Raw genomic sequence first — 17,579 nt, forward strand, 5'->3', positions numbered from 1 at the left:
CCGCGGCGCGACCCGTCACGCCATCGCGGCCGCCAGACTCGCCCGGTTGGCGACGCCCTTCTTCGCCATCACGCGCCGCAGATGCGTGCGGACCGTCGACAACCCGATCCCGAGCGTACGCGCGACATCCTTGTCGGTGTAGCCGGCGGCGACGAGCCGCGCGACGTCGCTCTCGCGTTCGGTCAGCCCGGTGCACGCATGGCGCCGCCTCAGCAGCGCGCGCCGGAAAAACGGCTCGATGCCGTTCAGCAGCAGCTTGTCGCGTTCGGTGAAGTCGGGCCGCCCTTGCGCGCGCCAGATGCGCAGGTCGCCAACGTGCGTCGCGCCATCGAACGCATAGACGTTGATCCCGTGATGCATGCCGTCGCGGCTCAGGAAATCGCGGTAGAACGCGGTGCGCTCCAGGTCGCGGCGGCTCATCACTTCGTCGACGCAGGTTGCCACGCGGCGCGCGCGCAGCTGCGGCGTGACCGGGTCGATATGCTGGAACCACGCTTCGTACCGTGCGATCTGCGACGGATCGAGGTTGTACGAGAAGCCGTTGCACCAGAGCCCGGTCTGCGCGTCGCAATCGAACGATGCGGCGAAATCCGCGCGGATCAGTTGCGTGATCTCGGGCAGCACGACGGTCCTCACGTCGACGATCGGCCCCAGTGCTTCCAGGCGGGCCACGATGTCGCCGAACAGCCGGAGTTCGTCCGGCGTGATGTCGGACGCGGCAAGGTTCATGACGCCGCCGCGACCGACGCCTGCCATTGCGCGGCCACGCCCGCGTAATCCTTGATCCTGAACGCGGAGCCGTCCTGGACATGGACCCAGCCGAGCGTGCGCTCGGCCAGCGGCCTGCCGTCGCCGTCCGTCGCGACCTTGACGATCGCATGCGCACGGATATGCACGAGCCCGTCCGGATAGTCGGACGACGGGCTCGCCAGCGTCACCGTCACGAACGGCCCGAGATCCTGCAGGAGCCGGGCGGCCGACGGGGCGTCGGCCACCAGCAACGAGCCGCCCTTCACGCGGTCGTCCACACGGATGGCCGTGCTGTCCGGCCGCCGCTGCGCGGCGGTCGGCTGCGACATCCACAGCACGTGCGCCGGGTTGAGATAGACCACATCGGGGTCGCCCATCGCGTCGCGGGTTTCAATCCGGGGTATCGGCATGCAGGGTCTCCAGTCGGACATCGGGCACCGCTCGCGGGTGCGGCGGCACCATGATGATGCCGCAATATGCCGGCATTCGGCCCGTCATTCCGGCGAATGACGCGACCACCCGTGGCCGGGTAGCCGCGCCACGCGCCCGTTACTGCTTGACGGGTGCAGCGATGCCGTCGATATCGGGCGCCCAGCCCGTCGGGTTGGAGAACTTCAGCGTGTTGGCGCTTCCCTGCTTGAACGCACCAGTCACCGTCAGCGTCGACACGTTCCCCCAACCGCCAGTCGACGGGAACGACACGGCAACCGGCGCGCCCCCGTCGAAACTGAGCTGCGCGCTGCGCGGCGCCGAATCGCCGTTCACGTACGCGATCAGGACGCTGTACGTGCCGTCGGCCGCGACCGAGATGCCGTTGATCGTCAGCGTGCCGTTGCTGGTCCCGTCGCCGTTGCCGATATAGCCGACGTCTTGCCCGCCCGAGCATGCGCCGCATGACGACACGCGCGCCGCGCCGCCGAGCGTGTTGGCGGCCGCCTCGGCTTCATACGCCATCGGCGGCGGCGGCGGGACTTTCACCGGCCCGGCCACCACGGCGATCGACGCGATCTCGGGCGTCGGCGTCGTGCTGTCGACGCTCGACAGCGACAGCGCGTTCTGCCCGGCCGTCAGGTTGACGAACACCGTCACCGTGCCGACCGCGTTGCCCGTGGGCGGAAACGCGAGCGTCGTGCCGTGGCCGCCGTTCGCGACGAGTTGGGCCCTGACGGTTTCCGTTCCGGCGTTCAGGTAGGCGATCTGGAGGTAGCCGCCGGCCGTTTGCGACGTCACGTTGTTGAACGTCACCGTGCCCAACCCCGTCACCTTCTTCCCGCTCGCACACGCAGCGCAATCCGCGACAGTCGCGCCGCCCGACAGCGTGCCCGGCAGGAACGTCGTCGACGGGAGATCCGTGCCGCTCAACACGAGCATCGCGGTACCGCCTGCCGGCACGGCCGCGACCGTGTAGGAACCGGTGGCCGCACCGAGATCCTTGTGCGCCCAGACATCGCGGACAGTCGCTGACGTACCGGCGGCGAAACCCAGCTGCTGCCACGTGACCGTCATGTCGCTCGCCGCGGTGCCGTTGTTGAACAGCAGGACCGCGCGCTTGCCCGCGCCGGCCAGCAATTTCGCCCACACCTGCTGCCCGTTGGCGTCCGCGACCTTCAATCCCTGCAGCCCCAGCGTGTCCTGGTCGATCGCGATCAGTTCGGGATTGGTAAGCAGGCTCACCGTATCGCTCGACAGCGCCTTCGACAGATCGTTGCCGAGTATCATCGGCGCGCCGGCAATGGCCCACAGATTCACGTGCGCAAGGTCGTTCGCGGCCGTCATGCCCATGCCGGCCACCATCATGTCCGGATCGTTGTAGTAACCGGTGTGCTGGCCTTCAGGGTGCGTGTTGCCGTTGAAATTGCCAAGCACGGAGCTGAACTTCGGCACCCCGCTCCCCGGCCCGTAGATGTCGCCCGTCGTGCGCCACGAGGTCGCGATGCCCGCGCCCCAGTCCCACGGCCCCAGGTTGTAGTCGAGGTATCCGCTCTTGCCGAGCGTGCCCCAGTCGCACATGTTCAGCACCAGCATTTTGCCGGTGGCCACGTAGGCCTTCTGAATCGCCTGCGAGATCGCCGTATACGCTTGCTGCGGATCGTATCCGGCCGCGCTGCCGCCGCACCAGTCGACCTTGACGAAGTCGTAGCCCCATTGCGCGAACTGCAGGAAATCGTGGTCGTAGTGCGCGTAATCGCTGCCGACGAAATGCGTGCCGTTCGTGTTTCCGCAGCCCTGCGGCCCGGAATCGATATAGATGCCGGCCTTCAGCCCCTTGCCGTGAATGTAGTCGGCCATCGCCTTCATCCCGCCCGGCCACTGGTTGGTGGGATTGCCGTTCATGTCGACGTTGAGGATGAAGTTGCCGTTCGCGTCGCGCTTTCTGGACGTCCACCAGCCTTCGTCGATATTCACATACTGGTACTTGTTGCCCGTCGCGAGGTTCGCATTCAGGGCGGCCAGCCCGTCGGCCTGCGCCTTGATCGTGTCGAAGCTGACGTTCTCCTCGAGGCTGTTCCACGACGACCAGCCCATCGGCGGCGGATTCACCGCGATCTGCTGCAATGCCGTCGGCGACGTGGCCGGGGTGCCGTTGCCGCCGGGCGCCGTGGTCGTGCCGGTAGTTGACGTCGCGCCTGTCGTCGACGTGCCCGGCGACGAGCCGACGTCATCGCCGCCGCATGCCGATAGCGCCATCGCCGCCGCAACAAAGCACATCATCAATAATCCTAAATGATTTCTGCCCTTCATCTCCGTCTCCCGATTGTTGTGAACGACGCACGCCGGTCCGCTTCGTACGCGTACGCAGATTAATGACGTTCGTTTCCCTGTTTCAATCTTTGCAGCATGCGGTCACATATTGGGAGACCCCACCTTTCCGGGCAGAAACCCGCTGCTTTCTTAATGATTTAAATAATTGACGGGGAAAACCCAATCTTTGGCAACCAGGCCGACGATATGGAAACAATCCGGACGCTTGTGGCAGGTTTATCGCGAAACCGGTGGTCGACGCCGCGTCGCGACGATGCAACGGGCGGCCGGACCGCACCGGCTACCCCCGCCACGTTGCGTCCGCAAGCTTCGCCACCAGTTCGTCGTACACCACCCGGATACGCCGGGGCATCGGGCCGCGCCGCGGCCGATAGACATGCAGCTTCCACGGCTCGGGCTCGAGGCTCGGCAACACGCGCACGAGGCGCCCCTTCTGGACGTATGGCCGGACCAGATATTCCGAGCACTGGCCGAACCCTACCCCTGCACACACGGCCTCGATCTCCACCTCGGTGTCGTCGGTCAGATAAGCCGGCGACGACGGCACGAACTGGTGCTCGCCACGGAACATCCACGGCCACGGCCGCCCATTCGCGCGGTCGATCAGGCACGTCACCGGCATCGCTTCGAGTTCCTTCCGGTTTTTCGGCTCGCCCAGCCGCCTGAGCAGCGACGGTGCGGCTACGACCCACATCGGCAACGGCCCGATCATGCGCGCGACATAGCGGTTGTCGCCGATCGCGCCGACGCGCACGCCGATGTCGATCTGCTCGTCGACCACCGGCGACGGCACGTCCGACAGCCGCAGATCGGGCACGAGCCCCGGGTACCGCTGCATCAGGCCGGTCAGAACCGGTTGCACGTATCGACGCCCCATGCCGGACGGCGCGGTGATCCTGACGACGCCGACCGGCTCGTCGCGCTGGCCGGTCGCCGGCCCGAACAGCCCGTCGACGACCGCCAGCGCGCCCTGCACCTCGCGCGCAAACGACTGTCCGAACACGGTGATCCGGATGCTGCGGGTCGTCCTGTGAAACAGCGTTTCGCCCAGCATCTCCTCCAGCTCGCGCACCGCACGCGTCACGACCTGCGGCGACACGCCGAGACGCGCCGCCGCCTCGCGGAAGGTGGGCGCCGCGGCAGCCGCGGCGAAGATCTTGAGGAGGTCGAGTCGATTGAGCATGGCGGGCCCTTCCGGTGTTCCGGTGTTCCGGTGTTCCGGTGTTCCGGTGTTCCGGTGTTCCGGTGTTCCGGTGTTCCGGTGTTCCGGTGTTCCGGAGGCAGCGTGATCCATTCCAGAATCAGGAATTCTGAATGCGTGATTGTTCCATTCTATTGCGATGACCAGGCGGCCACAATGAGCACCAGACGTCGCTTTGACGTGGACGGTCAACCACTCTGGAGAAATGCATCATGAACGCAAGCACTCAACCTGCCCAACTCGAAGGCCGTATCGCCGTGGTGACGGGCGCCAGTTCCGGCATCGGCCGCGCGTCGGCGATCGAACTTGCGCGGCGCGGCGCGAAGGTCGTCGTCAGCGCCCGGCGCAAGACCGAACTCGACCGGCTGGTCGACGAGATCGTGACCGCCGGCGGCGAAGCCCGCGCTTTCGTCGCGGACGTCGCGAACGAAGACGATCTGCGCAAGCTCTTCGATTTCACGGTATCGGCCTACGGCCGCCTCGACATCGCGTTCAACAATGCGGGCACGGAAGGCACGTTCGCCCCGCTGCTCGAACAGAATGCCGACAGCTTCGACAAGGTGTTCGAACCGAATGTGCGCGGCGTATTCAATTCGATGAAATATGCAGCCGAGATCATGCTGCGCCAGGGGGCGGGCAGCATCATCAACAATGCGTCGATGGGCGGCCTGATCGGCTTCGAGAATGCGTCGGTTTATATCGCGAGCAAGCACGCCGTGATCGGGATGACGAAGACGGCGTCGATCGAGTGGTTCAAGCGCGGGGTCCGCGTCAATGCGCTTTGCCCCGGGCTGATCGAAACGCCGTTCCATCATCGCGGCATCTGGCCGTCGGACGACGCGCAACAGGCGTTTGCCGCGTCGACGCCGGCAGGACGGTGGGGCTCGGCCGAGGAGATGGCGACGATCGTTGCGTTCCTCGCATCGGACGATTCCAGCTATGTGTCCGGGCATGCGCTCGTGGCCGACGGCGGCTACTCGGTTGCATGACCGGTTGCATGCCTGGTTGCATGCCGAACCGCACGCGAACCGCGGCGTGACTCAAGGGGCCGCGGCCACCACGTCCCGTTTCGCGTGAAGCCGCAACGCGAGCCACGCGATCCCGACCGCGAACGCGCCGACCACGCCGCCGAACGTGCCGATCCACGGCAGCCCGTAGTCGCCGGCGATATGGTTGCCGAGCAGCGCGCCGGCGCCGATGCCGACGTTGTACAGCCCGGAGTAGATCGACACGGCCAGGTCGGTCGCCTCCGGCGCCAGCTTCAGCACCCAGGCCTGCATCGCCAGCCCGAAGCAGACGATCGCGCCGCCCCACACCAGCGTATGCACGGACAGCGTGACGATGTTCAGCGCGCTCGGGAACAGGATCAGCAGGCAGGCCGACAGCGCGACGATCGACGCCAGCAGGAAATCGTCCGGCCGGTGCGGATAGACGCGATTGAAGCAGATCGCGGCCGGCAGGCCGGCCACGCCGAACAGGATCAGCACGTACGTGATCCGGCTGCTGCTCGCGTGGTTCACGCTCTGGACGAACGGTTCGATGTACGTGTACGACGTGAAGTGCGCGGATACGACGAGCACGGTGATCGCGTACAGCGCGACCAGCGCCGGCTTGCGCAGGAACCTGCCGATACTGCTCAGCGACCCGGCGCCCTGGCTCGGCAGGACCGGCAACGTGGCGCGCAGCAACAGCGCCGCACCGGCCGCGGCGCCCCCGATGATCAGGAACGTGACGCGCCAGCCGAACGCCTCGCCGATCACGCGCCCGAGCGGAATGCCGGCGACCATCGCGATCGCCGAGCCCATCGCGATCAGGCTGAGCGCCCGGCTCTTGCGGTCGCTTGGCGCGAGCCGCACGGCGAGCGGCACGGAAATCGACCAGAACACCGCATGCGCGCACGCGATGCCGAGCCGGCCGATCATCAGCACCGTGAAATTCCATGCAACGCCGGTCACGAGGTGGCTGCCGATGAACACCAGCAGCGCGCCGACCAACAGCTTGCGGCGCTCGACGTGACGCGTGACGAACGTCAGCGGCAGCGACACGACGGCAACCGCCCACGCGTAGATCGTCAGCATCAGGCCGACGGCGGTCGGCTCCATGTGGAGGCTCTCGCCGATCGCGCTGAGCAGCGCGACGGGGACGAATTCGGTGGTATTGAAGATGAAGGCAGTGAGGGCCAGGGCCAGTACGCCCCACCACGAGTGCCTGGAACTGACGGCGTCCGGTGTTGCCATGCGTGGAATCGACGAGACGAGGGTTGGGGGCGCGTGCGGCGCGGACGCGGCGCAAAAAACCGGCCCGGCGCATCGGCGCGATTGTACCAGTGGCAAATGACACGTCGCCGCACGGCGCGGCGGCGGGACATGACGATGACACGGCGATGCGCCGATAATGTGCCGTTCAGGATTTTCGCGGACTGTTCGCGGACGATCAGCCCGGGCGTCGTCGGGCCAGGAGATTCACATGCGCATTGAAACGTCATTTCTGTTCGATCTCGACGGCACGCTCGTCGACAGCGTCTATCAGCACGTGCTCGCGTGGAAGGAAGCGCTCGATGCCGAAGGCATCGAACTGTCGGTATGGCGCATCCACCGCAAGATCGGGATGAGCGGCGGCCTGTTCCTCAACCAGCTGCTGCGCGAGACGGCGGGCGACATCGACGCCGAGCGCGTCGAACGGCTCGCCCGGCTGCACGCGGCCGCGTACCAGCGGCTGCGCGCGCAGGTCCGGCCGCTGCCGGGCGCGCGCGAACTGCTGGCCGCGCTGTCGAGCGCCGGCATCCGCTGGGCGATCGCCACCAGCGGGCGAATGGAAACGGCCGCCATCAATCTCGAGGCGCTCGGCGTCGATCCGGCCAAAAACGTCGTCGTCACGCGCGACCAGGTGAAGTACGCGAAGCCGGACCCCGACCTGTTCCTGACCGCCGCCGCGCAACTGAACGTGCCGATCGAACACACGGTGGTGGTCGGCGACAGCATCTGGGACATGCTCGCCGCGGCCCGCTGCCGCGCGCTCGGTGTCGGGCTGCTGGCGGGCGGGTACGGCAGCGACGAGCTGGAACGCGCCGGTGCCCTGCGCGTGTACGACGATCCGGCCGATCTGCTGTGGCATCTCGACGAGATTGCGGCGCGGCCCTGAGTCGCCCGGATTGCCGCAATCGCCGTTGCCGGATTCGCGTCGACGTCGTCGCGCCGCAGATCGCGCAGGGTGATCGCGCAACGCGGCGCCGGCACGCCGGCGCAACGCGGATCAGTCGTCGTCGATGCGCTTGTCGATCAGATAACGGCCACGCTCGACGCCCGCGCGCAGCGCTTCGTTCTCGGTCAGCCACTCGGGGCCGGCTGCCGCCGGCGTGACGATCTCGATCGGTGCGCCGCGGACATACACCTGCACCTCGTCGCACCACGCACCGCTTTCGTTGCGCCACGCCCAGACGTGGATCTCGTGGCCGCGATACGGGTCGCGGATCTGAGCGTCCTGTTGATGTTGCATGATGGCCCCCAATGCCCGTCTGCGACGACAAGGCAAAAATGCGCGCTGCTTCGATGTGTCATGCGTCGGTGATGTCGGGCTCGATCGCATCGTGCCGCTGCACGCGCCGCACGATCGCCAGCCCGTCGGCCGTCAGCGCGGGCCGTTGCTCGCCGGATGCGGCGTTGCATTGCATCACGATCAGGTGCTGCTCGACCAGCGCGACAACGTCTTCGCGGTCGATCTGGATCTGTTCCGGCGCGCGATACACCAGGAACAGCACGGCAAGTTCATGGGCAGTGAGCATGCTCGTTTCCCCGTGGACGGCTTCGCGCGAGGCGGCAACATTGCCGCATCGGCGCCCGGCGCAATGCGTACGCCGACAATTCTTCAAGCACGCATCGATCATGCCGATTCACGCCATGCAGCGACCGTCCGCGCCGCGAGCGCGCGGCGCGATGCGGCACCGAACGGCATCCGGCTGCCCGTGCAAAGTTTTCAACGGCGTGTAACGCCGGATCCGGGCGCGGGTAACACGCCATCGCAAGCGGCGCTTCGGTCAGGACCGGCGCGAGCGGGACAGGCCAGCCTTCACGCTGGCCGCGGCCGCGCGACCGCGCGCGCGGAAGTAGCCGCTGTGCAGCACCACGCCGCCCTGGCCGTCGGCCAGCACGTCCGCGCAGGCGGCCTCGATGCCCGCACGGCCGCGTTCGAACGCGGCGCACAGGTCGGCTTCCAGTGCGGACGGCGCACCGAAATGATCCTCGAGCGCCTCCGCCGTGATCGCGCACGCTTCCGGCACGCCATCGACGTCGACGATGAAGCGCAGCTGCAGCGCAGCGCCGTCGAACTCGGGCAGCGCACGCGTCAGCGTCACGTGGCGGGCGGAACCGGCATGCATACGCTCAACCGCCCTGCGCCGCGAGGCGCTCGACCAGCGCGCCGCTGAACGCGGGCAAGTCGTCCGGTTTGCGGCTCGTGATCAGGTTGCCGTCGCGCACCACCTGCTCGTCGATCCACTTGCCGCCCGCATGACGGATGTCGTCCTGCAGGCTCGGCCAGCTCGTCATCGTGCGGCCCTCGACGAGGCCGGCCGAGACGAGCAGCCAGCCGCCGTGGCAGATCGCGGCGATCGGCTTGCCTGCGCCGACGGCCGCCGTCACGAATTCGCGTGCAGCCGGAAGCATCCGGATCGCGTCGCCGTTGATCACGCCGCCGGGCAGCACGACCGCGTCGTAGTCGCCCTCGCGCGCCTCGTCGAACGTGCGGTCGACCTTCACGCGTGCGCCCTTGTCGACGTGCGTGAACCCCTGGATCTCGCCGCGCTGCTGCGAAATCACGTCGACCTGCGCGCCCTCGGCCACCAGCGCGCGCCGCGGCTCGACCAGCTCGGCCTCCTCGAAACCGTCGAGCGCGAGAATGGCTACCCTGCAATGATCCAGCTTGCCGCTCATGCGCACCCCCATCCAGGTTGTGGCCGCCGCCGCGGCGCAATCCGCATGCCCGCGGCGCGGCGGCCCGCCGCCGCGACTACTGCAGGTGACGCGCGGCGTCGAGCATCGCGTCGGTCAGCTCGATCGTCAGCGTCGGGCTCCCGTCCGCGCCGGACAGCCGCTCCAGCCTGTCCTGCACGGTGTCGTGCAGGATCGCGTGCACACGCATCCGCGCGTTTTCATCGAGCGCCGCGTAGCGCTCCATCGTGTCGCAGTCGAGCACGAGTTCGACGCGATGGAGCGCGATCTCCGGCGGGACCTCCGTCGTCGGTGCCCACGCGGCCTGAAACATGATCCTGCCCGTTGCGACGTCGAGATGGACCATCGTATCGAGATGGACGGCGTCGATCGGGTCGCCGTCGATCTCGTCGGCCTCGTCGCGGTTGAGCCTGATTCTGGAATTCGATTGCATGATGTCCTCCTGCCTGGCGGCGGCCCGTGCGGGAAACCGCGCCGCGCGCATCGCCTGCCGCATCATGGCGCAGACAGCGCCGCATCGAGTTCGGCGCGCGTCACATCGAGCGCCACGCTGCATTCGATCACGGCATCCTCGACGCGCGGCTTGTGCTCGTCCACCGCGCGCCGCGCCCGGTCGCACAGTTGGGTGCGCACACGCAGCCGGTCTTCCGCTCCGAGCGATGCGTAGCGCGTGATCACGTCCGGATCGAAGCGCAGGTCGACCGTGCAGCGCCATTCGCGCGCGTCCTCGTCGGACGGCACGCGCACCCACGACACCTGGATCGTCAGCCGGCCGGACACCGCGTCCGCGTGCACGACAACGGTCGAACGCGACGGAAACCCGTTCGCGAGCGCGTGCTCGAGTTCCGCGACGCGCTGCGACCGGTCGGGCGCGCGGCTCATCGTCGCAAGACGCCCATCAGCAGCGTGACGAGGAAGATCACAACGAAGAGGTAGAACAGGATCTTCGCGATCTCGGCCGCGCCGGCCGCGATGCCGCCGAAGCCGAAGACGGCCGCGACGATCGCGATGATGAAAAAGATGATGGCGTATCGCAGCATGGAGCCCTCCTGGATGACGGCCGTCGTCACCAAACGTCGTCGCCGGTCACGCATCGTGCTTGTGCTTCGGTTTGCCGCACACGGGCGTGGAAGCCATTTTCTCGAGCGATTTCTCGCTCATCGATCGGGCCATCGACTTCGCCGATGGCCCGAGGTCCTTCATTTTCGTGTCGCCACGTCTGGCCGGCCGCGCAGCGCCTGCGGCACGTTGCCGGGCCCGGGATGTCGCGGGCATGGTTGCACTCCTGTCGTGGGTGCGCGGGCCGATACGACAAGCCGGCCCCGCGCACGTCCGGTTGGGCAGGCAAGCCGTCACACGACGCCGCGGCGCCGCAGGTCGGCCGGCGGGATCTTCATCGCCTGGCGATACTTCGTCACCGTGCGACGCGCAAGCAAAATGCCACGGCCGGCGAGGTTGTGCGTGAGCGCGACGTCGGACAGCGGATCGGTACGCCGCTCGGCCGCGATCATGTCGCGGATCAGCACCTTCGCGGCCGATGCCGAGCACACGCCCCGGCCGGCCGCCTCGAGCTTGCGCGGGAAGAAGTGCTTGAACTCGAACGTGCCGTGCGGCGTGGCCATGTACTTGTTGCCCGTCGCGCGCGACACGGTCGATTCATGCAGGTCGAGTTCTTCCGCGATGTCGCGCAGCACGAGCGGCTTCATCGCGATCTCGCCGTAGCGGAAGAAGTCGCGCTGCCGCGCGACGATGCATTCGCCGACCCGCTGGATCGTGTCGAAACGCTTCTGCACGTTGCGGATCAGCCAGCGCGCTTCCTGCAACTGCTGGCCAAGCGGCGAATCGCGCTCGCCGCTCGACTGCGCGAACAGCGTCGCGTAGCGCTCGTGCAGGCGCGCACGCGGCAGCACGGCCGGATTGATCGTCACGATCCACTCGTCGCGCACCTGACGCACGATCAAGTCGGGCACCACGTAATCACCGCGCGTGCTGCCGTAATGATTGCCGGGGCGCGGGTCGAGCCCGCGCACCAGCGCACATGCCGCGTGCAGCATCTGCGGGTTGCAGCCGACGCGCCGCTGGATCTCGGCCGTCTCGCGGCGCGCGAGCCGCTCGAGATGTTCGCGTGCGATCGCTTTCGCTTCCGCGAGTGCCGGCGTGTCGGCCGGCATCGCATCGAGCTGCAGCGTCAGGCATTCGGACAACGAACGCGCGGCCATGCCGGGGAGGTCGAGCATCTGCACGAGCCGCAGCGCGACCGCGAGATCCTGCTCCGACAGCAGCAGCGCCGGATCGGCGGCGACCAGCAACTCGGCCAGTTCCTGGCGCAGGTAGCCGTCGTCGTCGAGCGCGTCGATCACGATGCGCGCGGCTTCACGGTCGCGTTTATTCAATGGGTAGAGCCGGAGCGCATCGTGCAGCTGCTGATGCAGCGACGGCTCGGCGGCGATCCATTCGCCGGGCGACAGGCCGCCAGCGTCGTCGCCCTGGCGGCTCGTGCCGCGCGGCGCAGGCGCGGCCGTAAAGGACACCTCGCCGTCCGGCGGGCGGACTTCGTCGGGTTCGGCAGCCGCTTCCGGTGCAGCCGTTTCGGCCGGTTGCTCCGGCGTGCCGGCAGCGGGTTCCTCGTCGCCCTGGCCGTCCTCAAGAAACGGATTCATGTCGAGCGCTTGCCGCAATTCCTGTTGAAATTCGAGCGAGGACAACTGCAGCAGCCGCAGCGACTGCTGAAGCCTCGGCGTGAGTGCCAGATGCTGTCGCATCTGCAGCGCAAGCGAGACGGACATCGAAAGCCTCCTGACGGTTCGGTTCGCAGAATATCGCCTGCAGGATTCATGCAGCTTTCGTGCCAGTCCGGCGAAGCGCATCGGGCCGCGGCTCTCGCGGGTTCATACCCCGTGTCGCCACGGTCGGGAATCGCTTTTTTACAAGCCGGCGGCAAGTTTGGGGCACGTATTTCGCTCGCCGCGCCACGCGCCGTCGTCCGGCCGTTACCGGTTCGCATCGATGCAATCGGCGGCCGAGCGGCCGAGAAACGCCGTCGTCAGGTCCGGCAGATGACGCAGCAGCCACGCAGCCATGTCGCGCTCCTGCTGCAGGAGCCGCTCGCAGCAGGCCACGATCTCGGCCTCGCCGGCCGACTGCGCGGCCGCGACGAGCGCCGTATACGCGGCGATCTCGACCTGCACGAACGCATAGCCGGCCAGCGCGCCCTTCATCACCTCGTCGACCGCCATCATGTTGCTCGCCACCTGCCCGTAGCCGGCGATCCGCGCCGCGGCATCCTTGAGCGCCGACGGCGCCGTGCCGAGCCGCTTCAGGCACGCCTTGACGAGCGTCTGCTGGCCGAGCGTATCGTCGAGATGCAGGCGCAGCCGGTCCTGCAGGTGCGGATAGTGATCGATCCGTTTCAGTTGCGCATGGAGCAGCGTCTCGGCCTGCCGCTCCATCGCGTACGCATCGCGCAGCCAGTCTTCCAGATGTTCGCGCGGGCTTGCCATTGCGTTCCTCCGCCACATTACGGTGCGGCATGCCGTGCGCCGCGATGTGCCGCGCGGCCGACGCCTCGCAACGTGTGTGCCGTGCGCCCGGTCCGGCGCGTTCGGCACTGCAGCGGCGGCGGCGTGCCCGGCAGCGGCGGTGGATCGCCCCGCGCCGTTCGGGCCCGGCGGCGGCACGTCGGCCGGCTCGCCGCCGGCTGCGCCCTGCGGCATCGTGGTGGCCGACCGCGCGCCGCGACCGCCGGGTGGCGCGGGCGGCGGCGGCGCCGCGCCATAGGTGCCGGTCATCGATTGCGTGCATGCGCGCGGCACGCACGCGGCGGCGAACGCACATACGCCCGCGCGTATCGTCCGGATCGGCGGCATCGGAATCCTCCGTTGCAGCGACGGCTCGGCGCCGGTTGAAATGGAATGCGCCCGTTGCGGTTCGGGGCGATATCGGGTGCTACGGTCGCATGCCGATGATCCGCAAACCGCATGCCGTCCGTGCGCGCCATGCGCACGTGTGCATTGATGTCTCCGCGCGGTCCCGCGCCGCATGCCGTGCCTTTGCTACACCGATCGCTGCAAATCTTGCAAGCGCGCCGCTATGCGTCGTACGCGGCCGTCACGAGCCAAAGATCGCGGCCGTCGTCCTGCACGCATGCCGTAACCCACGCGCGGCGGGACAGCTGCTGCATCAGCCGTCGCGCTTCGTCACGCGCACGATCTTGTCGGCCAGTTCGCGCACGTCGACCGGCTTGCACAGATAGCCGTCGAATCCGGCTTCGAGCGCAAGGCGTTCGTCGGCCAGGCCCGCATGCGCGGTGACGGCCAGCACGCGCATGCCGGACGGCCCGCCATGACCGTTCGCCCCCGCGTGCCGCAATGCATCGAGCAGCCAGAAGCCGTCGCCGTCGGGCATCGCGAGATCGGACAGCACGACCGTCGGCCGCATGTCGGCCGCCACCGCAAGCGCTTCGCGGCCGGTCGATGCGTTCGCGACGGCCGCACCGAACGTCGTCAGCGCGGCGGAGAGGCTCGCGCGTGTCGTCGCATCGTCGTCGACGATCAGGATGCGTTGCGTATCGAGCGTCGGCGGCTCGCGATGACCGTCCGCATGCGCGATCCCCCACGCCATCGCACCGGTCGGCTGCCAGCCCGCCGGCAGTGTCACCGTGAACGTCGCGCCGCGATTGCGGCCCGCGCTCCTGACGGTCACGCTGCCGCCGTGGAGCTCGGCGATATGCCGCACGATCGACAGGCCGAGGCCCAGCCCGCGACGCGGCGACGCGGGCGAATCGTCCGCGCGGCGGAACATGTCGAACACGTACGGCAGGAACGCGGGCACGATGCCCTGCCCCGTATCGGACACGGTCAACTCCGCCTGCGCGCCGTCACGGGTGAGCGCAACCGTCACGCTGCCGCCGCCGGGCGTGAACTTGAGCGCGTTCGACACGAGGTTCGACAGCATCTGCCGCAACCGCTCGGCATCGCCCGGCACGACGCAGGCGGCCACCTCGCAATCGAACGCGAGCACGATGCCGGCCGACGATGCGGCCGTCTGGAATGCGCCGACCGAATCGGCGAACAGCCGCACGAGATCCACCGGCATCGCGTCGAGCTGCAGCTTGCCGGTCGCGAGCGACGAAGCGTCGAGGATGTCGCCGACCATCCGCGTGAGCGAGCGCGCACTGCGATCGATCGCATCGATCGCCTGCTGCTGCAGCGCATGCTCGCCCGAGTTGCGCAGCACCTCGACCCAGCCGTAGATCACGTTGAGCGGCGTGCGCAGTTCATGCGACACGGTCGCCAGCAGTTCGTCCTTCATGCGGTTCGACGTATCGGCCTGGTCGCGCGCATCGCGCGCGCCCTGCAGCGAACGCTGCACGCGCAGGTCGCGACGGCGCTGCGCGCCGGCTTCGCGCAGGGTCAGCGACAGCACGACGTACGTGCGCGCATCGCCGCGCACCGGCCCCGCCGACACCGTCGCGCGAAAGCGCCGGCCGTCGCGCTTCACGCACAGCAGGTCGATCGGACCGACTGCTTCGCGCATGTCGTCGAACGCCTCGGCAAAGGGTTTGCGCTTCAGCCAGCGCATCGCGACCAGCGATTCGAATGCGCGCCCGCGCGCGTCGCCTTCGTCGTAGCCGAACATGCGCTGCGCCGCCGGGTTCCAGCTGACGATACGGCCGTCGATGTCGATGCCGACGATCGCATCCGGCGACGCGTCGACGACGGCGCGCTGCAACCGCGACGCGTCGGCCCGCGCACGTTCGGCGCCGGCGTTGCGCAGCAGCAGCACGGCGCCGTCGACGTTGCCGTCCGCGTCGCCGAGCGGCGCCGCAACCTCGACGATCGGCACCGGCTCGCCGCCGTCCACCTGCAGCCAGTGGCGATCCGACACGACACCCGCGCCGCCGAGCGCGAGATCGAGCGGCGTTGCGGCCACGCGCCGGCCCTCGCGATCGACGATCCGCAGCACGTCGCGCGCGGCACGGCCCGCCGCGGCTTCAAGCCGGCAGCCGACGAGGGCAGCCGCGGCCGCGTTGATGTAGCTGAGCCGTCCGTTCGTGTCGGTGGCGATCACGCCGTGCGGCAACGCCTGCAGCACGGCTTCGAGCCGCCGACGGGCGAGCGCCTCGCGCCGGTAAGCGGCGTCGTTCGTGAATCGCGCGCGACGCAGCATCGACGCGATCGCGCACGCCAGCGCGCAGACCAGCACGAAGGTGCCGAGCCGCACGAGCCGCTCGGGCAGCGGCTGCGTGTAGGCGGCGGGATCGGACAGGAACAGCGTCCACACGAGCATGCCGCTGACCACGGTCGCGACGATCCCGAACAGGAACGACGTGGCCCACGCGACGCCCGCGAGCAACGGGTAGTACAGGACGAGCGGCAGGTTCACGCCGCCGAAGCGGATCGCGAGCGCCTGCAGCACGGTCGCGATCGCCACCAGCATCACGGCGGTGACGTAGTTGCCGGCGCGTGTCCGCGAAAGATCAATCATCGGTCGCGCTCCTGCCGGCCGGTTCGGTCGGCGGCATCAGGTCTCCGGCTTGTCTGCTTCGTCTTCGAGCTGCGCGAGCCGGTTGTAGATCGTCTTCAGGCTGACGTCGAGCACCTCGGCCGCCTGCGCCTTCACGCCGCCGCATTGCGCGATCGTGCCGAGGATCAGCCGCCGGTCGACCTCCTCGAGCGGCGTGCCGAACGGCACGGTCACGCGATCCTCGTGCGAATCGGCCATGCTCGACAGTTCGTCCATGATCGGCGGCGGCAGCGACTCGATCACGTCGCCGTCGCTGAAGATGCCCGCACGCTGCACGAAGTTGCGCAATTCGCGCACGTTGCCAGGCCACGCATGGGTTTTCAGCGCATCGCGCGCGGCCGGCGCGAACCGCAGGTTCCGGCCGCTTTCTTCGTTGAATTGCTGCAGGAACGCATCGGCGAGCATCGGGATGTCGTCGCCGCGCTCGCGCAACGACGGCAGCGGAATCGGAAACACGTTGATCCGGTGGAACAGGTCGGGCCGCAGCTTGCCGTCCGCCATCGCGGCCTCCGGATCGCGGTTCGTCGCGGCGACGATGCGCACGTCGACGTCGAGCTCGCGCGTGGAGCCGAGCCGCGTGAGACGCCCCGTCTCCAGCACGCGCAGCAGCTTGACTTGCGATTCGGGCGGCATCTCGGTGATCTCGTCGAGAAACAGCGTGCCGCCGTCCGCGCGCTCGAAGAAGCCCTTGTGCTGGCGCTCCGCGCCGGTAAAGCTGCCGCGGTCGTGGCCGAACATCTCGCTCTCGACGAGGTTCGCGGCAATGGCGCCGCAGTTCACCGCGAGGAACGGACCGCGGCGGCGCAGGCTCAGGTCGTGCACGGTTTGCGCGGCCAGCTCCTTGCCGGTGCCCGATTCGCCGGTGAGCAATACCGACGCCTCGGTACGCGCGACGCGGCCGATCGCGTCGTAGACGGCCTGCATGGCGGGCGCACTGCCGAGCATGCGGCCGAAGCGGCCGAGGCGCTGCAGTTCCGAGCGCAGCTCGGCGATTTCCTCATGCAGCGCGGTCGTACGCGGCACGCGTGCGAAGATGCTGTTCAACCGCTGCATGTTCAGCGGCTTCACGAGGTAGTCGGTCGCGCCGCGCCGCAATGCGTCGATCGCGGTTTCGAGGCTCGCATGGCCGGTGGTCAGCACCATTTCGCAGTGCGAACGCTTCGGCAACGCATCGAACAGGTCCATCCCGTTGCCGTCCGGCAGCACGAGATCGCATAGCACGAGATCGGGGGTATTCGTCGTGACGAGCGTGCGCGCTTCTTCGAGCGTCGCGGCCGTATCGCACGCGAGCTGCTGCGTGCGCGCCAGCGCCGCGAGCATCGTCCGCGTATCGGCATCGTCTTCGACGATCAGGACATAGGGCATCGTCGCTCCTTGTGAGGCGGCCCGGCGCG

Annotated in this window: 19 protein-coding genes; 2 read left to right on the forward strand and 17 right to left on the reverse strand. The window is 68.3% G+C overall.

Annotation, left to right across the window (positions count from 1 at the left end; translation table 11 throughout):
• Positions 1-15: 15 nt before the first annotated feature.
• The 4 genes from ACWMMN_RS35810 to ACWMMN_RS35825 form a co-directional block, all read right to left on the reverse strand.
• A complete protein-coding gene (locus ACWMMN_RS35810; RefSeq protein ID WP_486424191.1) occupies positions 16-729 on the reverse strand; it encodes a helix-turn-helix transcriptional regulator in 714 nt (237 codons plus the stop codon).
• Positions 726-1,160, reverse strand: coding sequence for a hypothetical protein (locus ACWMMN_RS35815; RefSeq protein ID WP_155627358.1), 435 nt, complete (start codon positions 1,158-1,160; stop codon positions 726-728). Before ACWMMN_RS35815 ends, ACWMMN_RS35810 begins: the two co-directional genes overlap by 4 nt.
• A gap of 139 nt (positions 1,161-1,299) precedes the next feature.
• The gene (locus ACWMMN_RS35820) at positions 1,300-3,462 is read right to left on the reverse strand and encodes an alpha-galactosidase D (protein WP_486424192.1); all 2,163 of its coding nucleotides are present in this window, start codon (positions 3,460-3,462) and stop codon (positions 1,300-1,302) included.
• A 331-nt stretch (positions 3,463-3,793) separates the two neighbouring features.
• Complete coding sequence (locus ACWMMN_RS35825; RefSeq protein WP_174993934.1) at positions 3,794-4,696, reverse strand: LysR family transcriptional regulator; 903 nt, start codon at positions 4,694-4,696, stop codon at positions 3,794-3,796.
• Positions 4,697-4,926: 230 nt separating this feature from the next.
• Between ACWMMN_RS35825 and ACWMMN_RS35830 the strand changes: the two genes are divergently transcribed.
• Positions 4,927-5,703, forward strand: coding sequence for an SDR family NAD(P)-dependent oxidoreductase (locus ACWMMN_RS35830; RefSeq protein ID WP_059241953.1), 777 nt, complete (start codon positions 4,927-4,929; stop codon positions 5,701-5,703).
• 51 nt (positions 5,704-5,754) lie between these two features.
• Here the strand turns inward: ACWMMN_RS35830 and ACWMMN_RS35835 are convergent, their stop codons facing one another.
• Positions 5,755-6,951 carry a sugar transporter gene (locus ACWMMN_RS35835; protein ID WP_486424193.1) on the reverse strand — a complete coding sequence of 399 codons (1,197 nt, stop codon included), beginning with the start codon at positions 6,949-6,951 and terminating at the stop codon, positions 5,755-5,757.
• A 229-nt stretch (positions 6,952-7,180) separates the two neighbouring features.
• Between ACWMMN_RS35835 and ACWMMN_RS35840 the strand changes: the two genes are divergently transcribed.
• On the forward strand, positions 7,181-7,855 hold the full coding sequence (locus tag ACWMMN_RS35840; RefSeq protein WP_059241957.1) for an HAD family hydrolase: 675 nt from the start codon (positions 7,181-7,183) through the stop codon (positions 7,853-7,855).
• Between the two features lie 111 nt (positions 7,856-7,966).
• Here ACWMMN_RS35840 and ACWMMN_RS35845 read toward each other — a convergent pair whose 3' ends face one another.
• The 12 genes from ACWMMN_RS35845 to ACWMMN_RS35900 form a co-directional block, all read right to left on the reverse strand.
• Positions 7,967-8,209 (reverse strand): DUF6566 family protein, encoded by a 243-nt coding sequence (locus ACWMMN_RS35845; RefSeq protein ID WP_059241959.1) that lies wholly within the window; start codon positions 8,207-8,209, stop codon positions 7,967-7,969.
• A 58-nt stretch (positions 8,210-8,267) separates the two neighbouring features.
• Complete coding sequence (locus ACWMMN_RS35850; protein ID WP_059242488.1) at positions 8,268-8,495, reverse strand: hypothetical protein; 228 nt, start codon at positions 8,493-8,495, stop codon at positions 8,268-8,270.
• A gap of 252 nt (positions 8,496-8,747) precedes the next feature.
• Positions 8,748-9,089 carry a DUF1488 family protein gene (locus ACWMMN_RS35855; protein ID WP_486424194.1) on the reverse strand — a complete coding sequence of 114 codons (342 nt, stop codon included), beginning with the start codon at positions 9,087-9,089 and terminating at the stop codon, positions 8,748-8,750.
• 4 nt (positions 9,090-9,093) lie between these two features.
• Positions 9,094-9,642, reverse strand: coding sequence for a type 1 glutamine amidotransferase domain-containing protein (locus ACWMMN_RS35860; RefSeq protein WP_059242490.1), 549 nt, complete (start codon positions 9,640-9,642; stop codon positions 9,094-9,096).
• Positions 9,643-9,718: 76 nt separating this feature from the next.
• A complete protein-coding gene (locus tag ACWMMN_RS35865) occupies positions 9,719-10,093 on the reverse strand; it encodes a hypothetical protein (protein WP_342706438.1) in 375 nt (124 codons plus the stop codon).
• A gap of 62 nt (positions 10,094-10,155) precedes the next feature.
• Positions 10,156-10,542, reverse strand: coding sequence for a DUF3022 domain-containing protein (locus tag ACWMMN_RS35870; RefSeq protein ID WP_059241962.1), 387 nt, complete (start codon positions 10,540-10,542; stop codon positions 10,156-10,158).
• Positions 10,539-10,700, reverse strand: coding sequence for a DUF1328 family protein (locus ACWMMN_RS35875; RefSeq protein ID WP_081052124.1), 162 nt, complete (start codon positions 10,698-10,700; stop codon positions 10,539-10,541). Before ACWMMN_RS35875 ends, ACWMMN_RS35870 begins: the two co-directional genes overlap by 4 nt.
• 46 nt (positions 10,701-10,746) lie before the next feature.
• Positions 10,747-10,935, reverse strand: a complete 189-nt coding sequence (locus ACWMMN_RS35880) for a DUF3008 family protein (protein ID WP_059241964.1) — start codon at positions 10,933-10,935, stop codon at positions 10,747-10,749.
• A gap of 77 nt (positions 10,936-11,012) precedes the next feature.
• On the reverse strand, positions 11,013-12,446 hold the full coding sequence (rpoN, locus tag ACWMMN_RS35885) for an RNA polymerase factor sigma-54 (RefSeq protein WP_059241965.1): 1,434 nt from the start codon (positions 12,444-12,446) through the stop codon (positions 11,013-11,015).
• Positions 12,447-12,650: 204 nt separating this feature from the next.
• On the reverse strand, positions 12,651-13,160 hold the full coding sequence (locus ACWMMN_RS35890) for a ferritin-like domain-containing protein (RefSeq protein WP_059242494.1): 510 nt from the start codon (positions 13,158-13,160) through the stop codon (positions 12,651-12,653).
• Positions 13,161-13,839: 679 nt separating this feature from the next.
• Complete coding sequence (locus ACWMMN_RS35895; RefSeq protein WP_486424195.1) at positions 13,840-16,146, reverse strand: ATP-binding protein; 2,307 nt, start codon at positions 16,144-16,146, stop codon at positions 13,840-13,842.
• A 36-nt stretch (positions 16,147-16,182) separates the two neighbouring features.
• Entirely contained in the window at positions 16,183-17,550 is a 1,368-nt protein-coding gene (locus ACWMMN_RS35900) for a sigma-54-dependent transcriptional regulator (protein ID WP_059241969.1), read from the reverse strand.
• Positions 17,551-17,579: the final 29 nt, after the last annotated feature.

Source organism: Burkholderia cepacia complex sp. TUM26381, from assembly GCF_057439935.1.

Coding starts and splice junctions, on each gene's coding strand:
- ACWMMN_RS35810 (WP_486424191.1), bottom strand. CDS start 729: ATGAACCTTGCCGCGTCCGACATCACGCCGGACGAACTCCGGCTGTTC.
- ACWMMN_RS35815 (WP_155627358.1), bottom strand. CDS start 1,160: ATGCCGATACCCCGGATTGAAACCCGCGACGCGATGGGCGACCCCGAT.
- ACWMMN_RS35820 (WP_486424192.1), bottom strand. CDS start 3,462: ATGATGTGCTTTGTTGCGGCGGCGATGGCGCTATCGGCATGCGGCGGC.
- ACWMMN_RS35825 (WP_174993934.1), bottom strand. CDS start 4,696: ATGCTCAATCGACTCGACCTCCTCAAGATCTTCGCCGCGGCTGCCGCG.
- ACWMMN_RS35830 (WP_059241953.1), top strand. CDS start 4,927: ATGAACGCAAGCACTCAACCTGCCCAACTCGAAGGCCGTATCGCCGTG.
- ACWMMN_RS35835 (WP_486424193.1), bottom strand. CDS start 6,951: ATGGCAACACCGGACGCCGTCAGTTCCAGGCACTCGTGGTGGGGCGTA.
- ACWMMN_RS35840 (WP_059241957.1), top strand. CDS start 7,181: ATGCGCATTGAAACGTCATTTCTGTTCGATCTCGACGGCACGCTCGTC.
- ACWMMN_RS35845 (WP_059241959.1), bottom strand. CDS start 8,209: ATGCAACATCAACAGGACGCTCAGATCCGCGACCCGTATCGCGGCCAC.
- ACWMMN_RS35850 (WP_059242488.1), bottom strand. CDS start 8,495: ATGCTCACTGCCCATGAACTTGCCGTGCTGTTCCTGGTGTATCGCGCG.
- ACWMMN_RS35855 (WP_486424194.1), bottom strand. CDS start 9,089: ATGCATGCCGGTTCCGCCCGCCACGTGACGCTGACGCGTGCGCTGCCC.
- ACWMMN_RS35860 (WP_059242490.1), bottom strand. CDS start 9,642: ATGAGCGGCAAGCTGGATCATTGCAGGGTAGCCATTCTCGCGCTCGAC.
- ACWMMN_RS35865 (WP_342706438.1), bottom strand. CDS start 10,093: ATGCAATCGAATTCCAGAATCAGGCTCAACCGCGACGAGGCCGACGAG.
- ACWMMN_RS35870 (WP_059241962.1), bottom strand. CDS start 10,542: ATGAGCCGCGCGCCCGACCGGTCGCAGCGCGTCGCGGAACTCGAGCAC.
- ACWMMN_RS35875 (WP_081052124.1), bottom strand. CDS start 10,700: ATGCTGCGATACGCCATCATCTTTTTCATCATCGCGATCGTCGCGGCC.
- ACWMMN_RS35880 (WP_059241964.1), bottom strand. CDS start 10,935: ATGCCCGCGACATCCCGGGCCCGGCAACGTGCCGCAGGCGCTGCGCGG.
- rpoN (WP_059241965.1), bottom strand. CDS start 12,446: ATGTCCGTCTCGCTTGCGCTGCAGATGCGACAGCATCTGGCACTCACG.
- ACWMMN_RS35890 (WP_059242494.1), bottom strand. CDS start 13,160: ATGGCAAGCCCGCGCGAACATCTGGAAGACTGGCTGCGCGATGCGTAC.
- ACWMMN_RS35895 (WP_486424195.1), bottom strand. CDS start 16,146: ATGATTGATCTTTCGCGGACACGCGCCGGCAACTACGTCACCGCCGTG.
- ACWMMN_RS35900 (WP_059241969.1), bottom strand. CDS start 17,550: ATGCCCTATGTCCTGATCGTCGAAGACGATGCCGATACGCGGACGATG.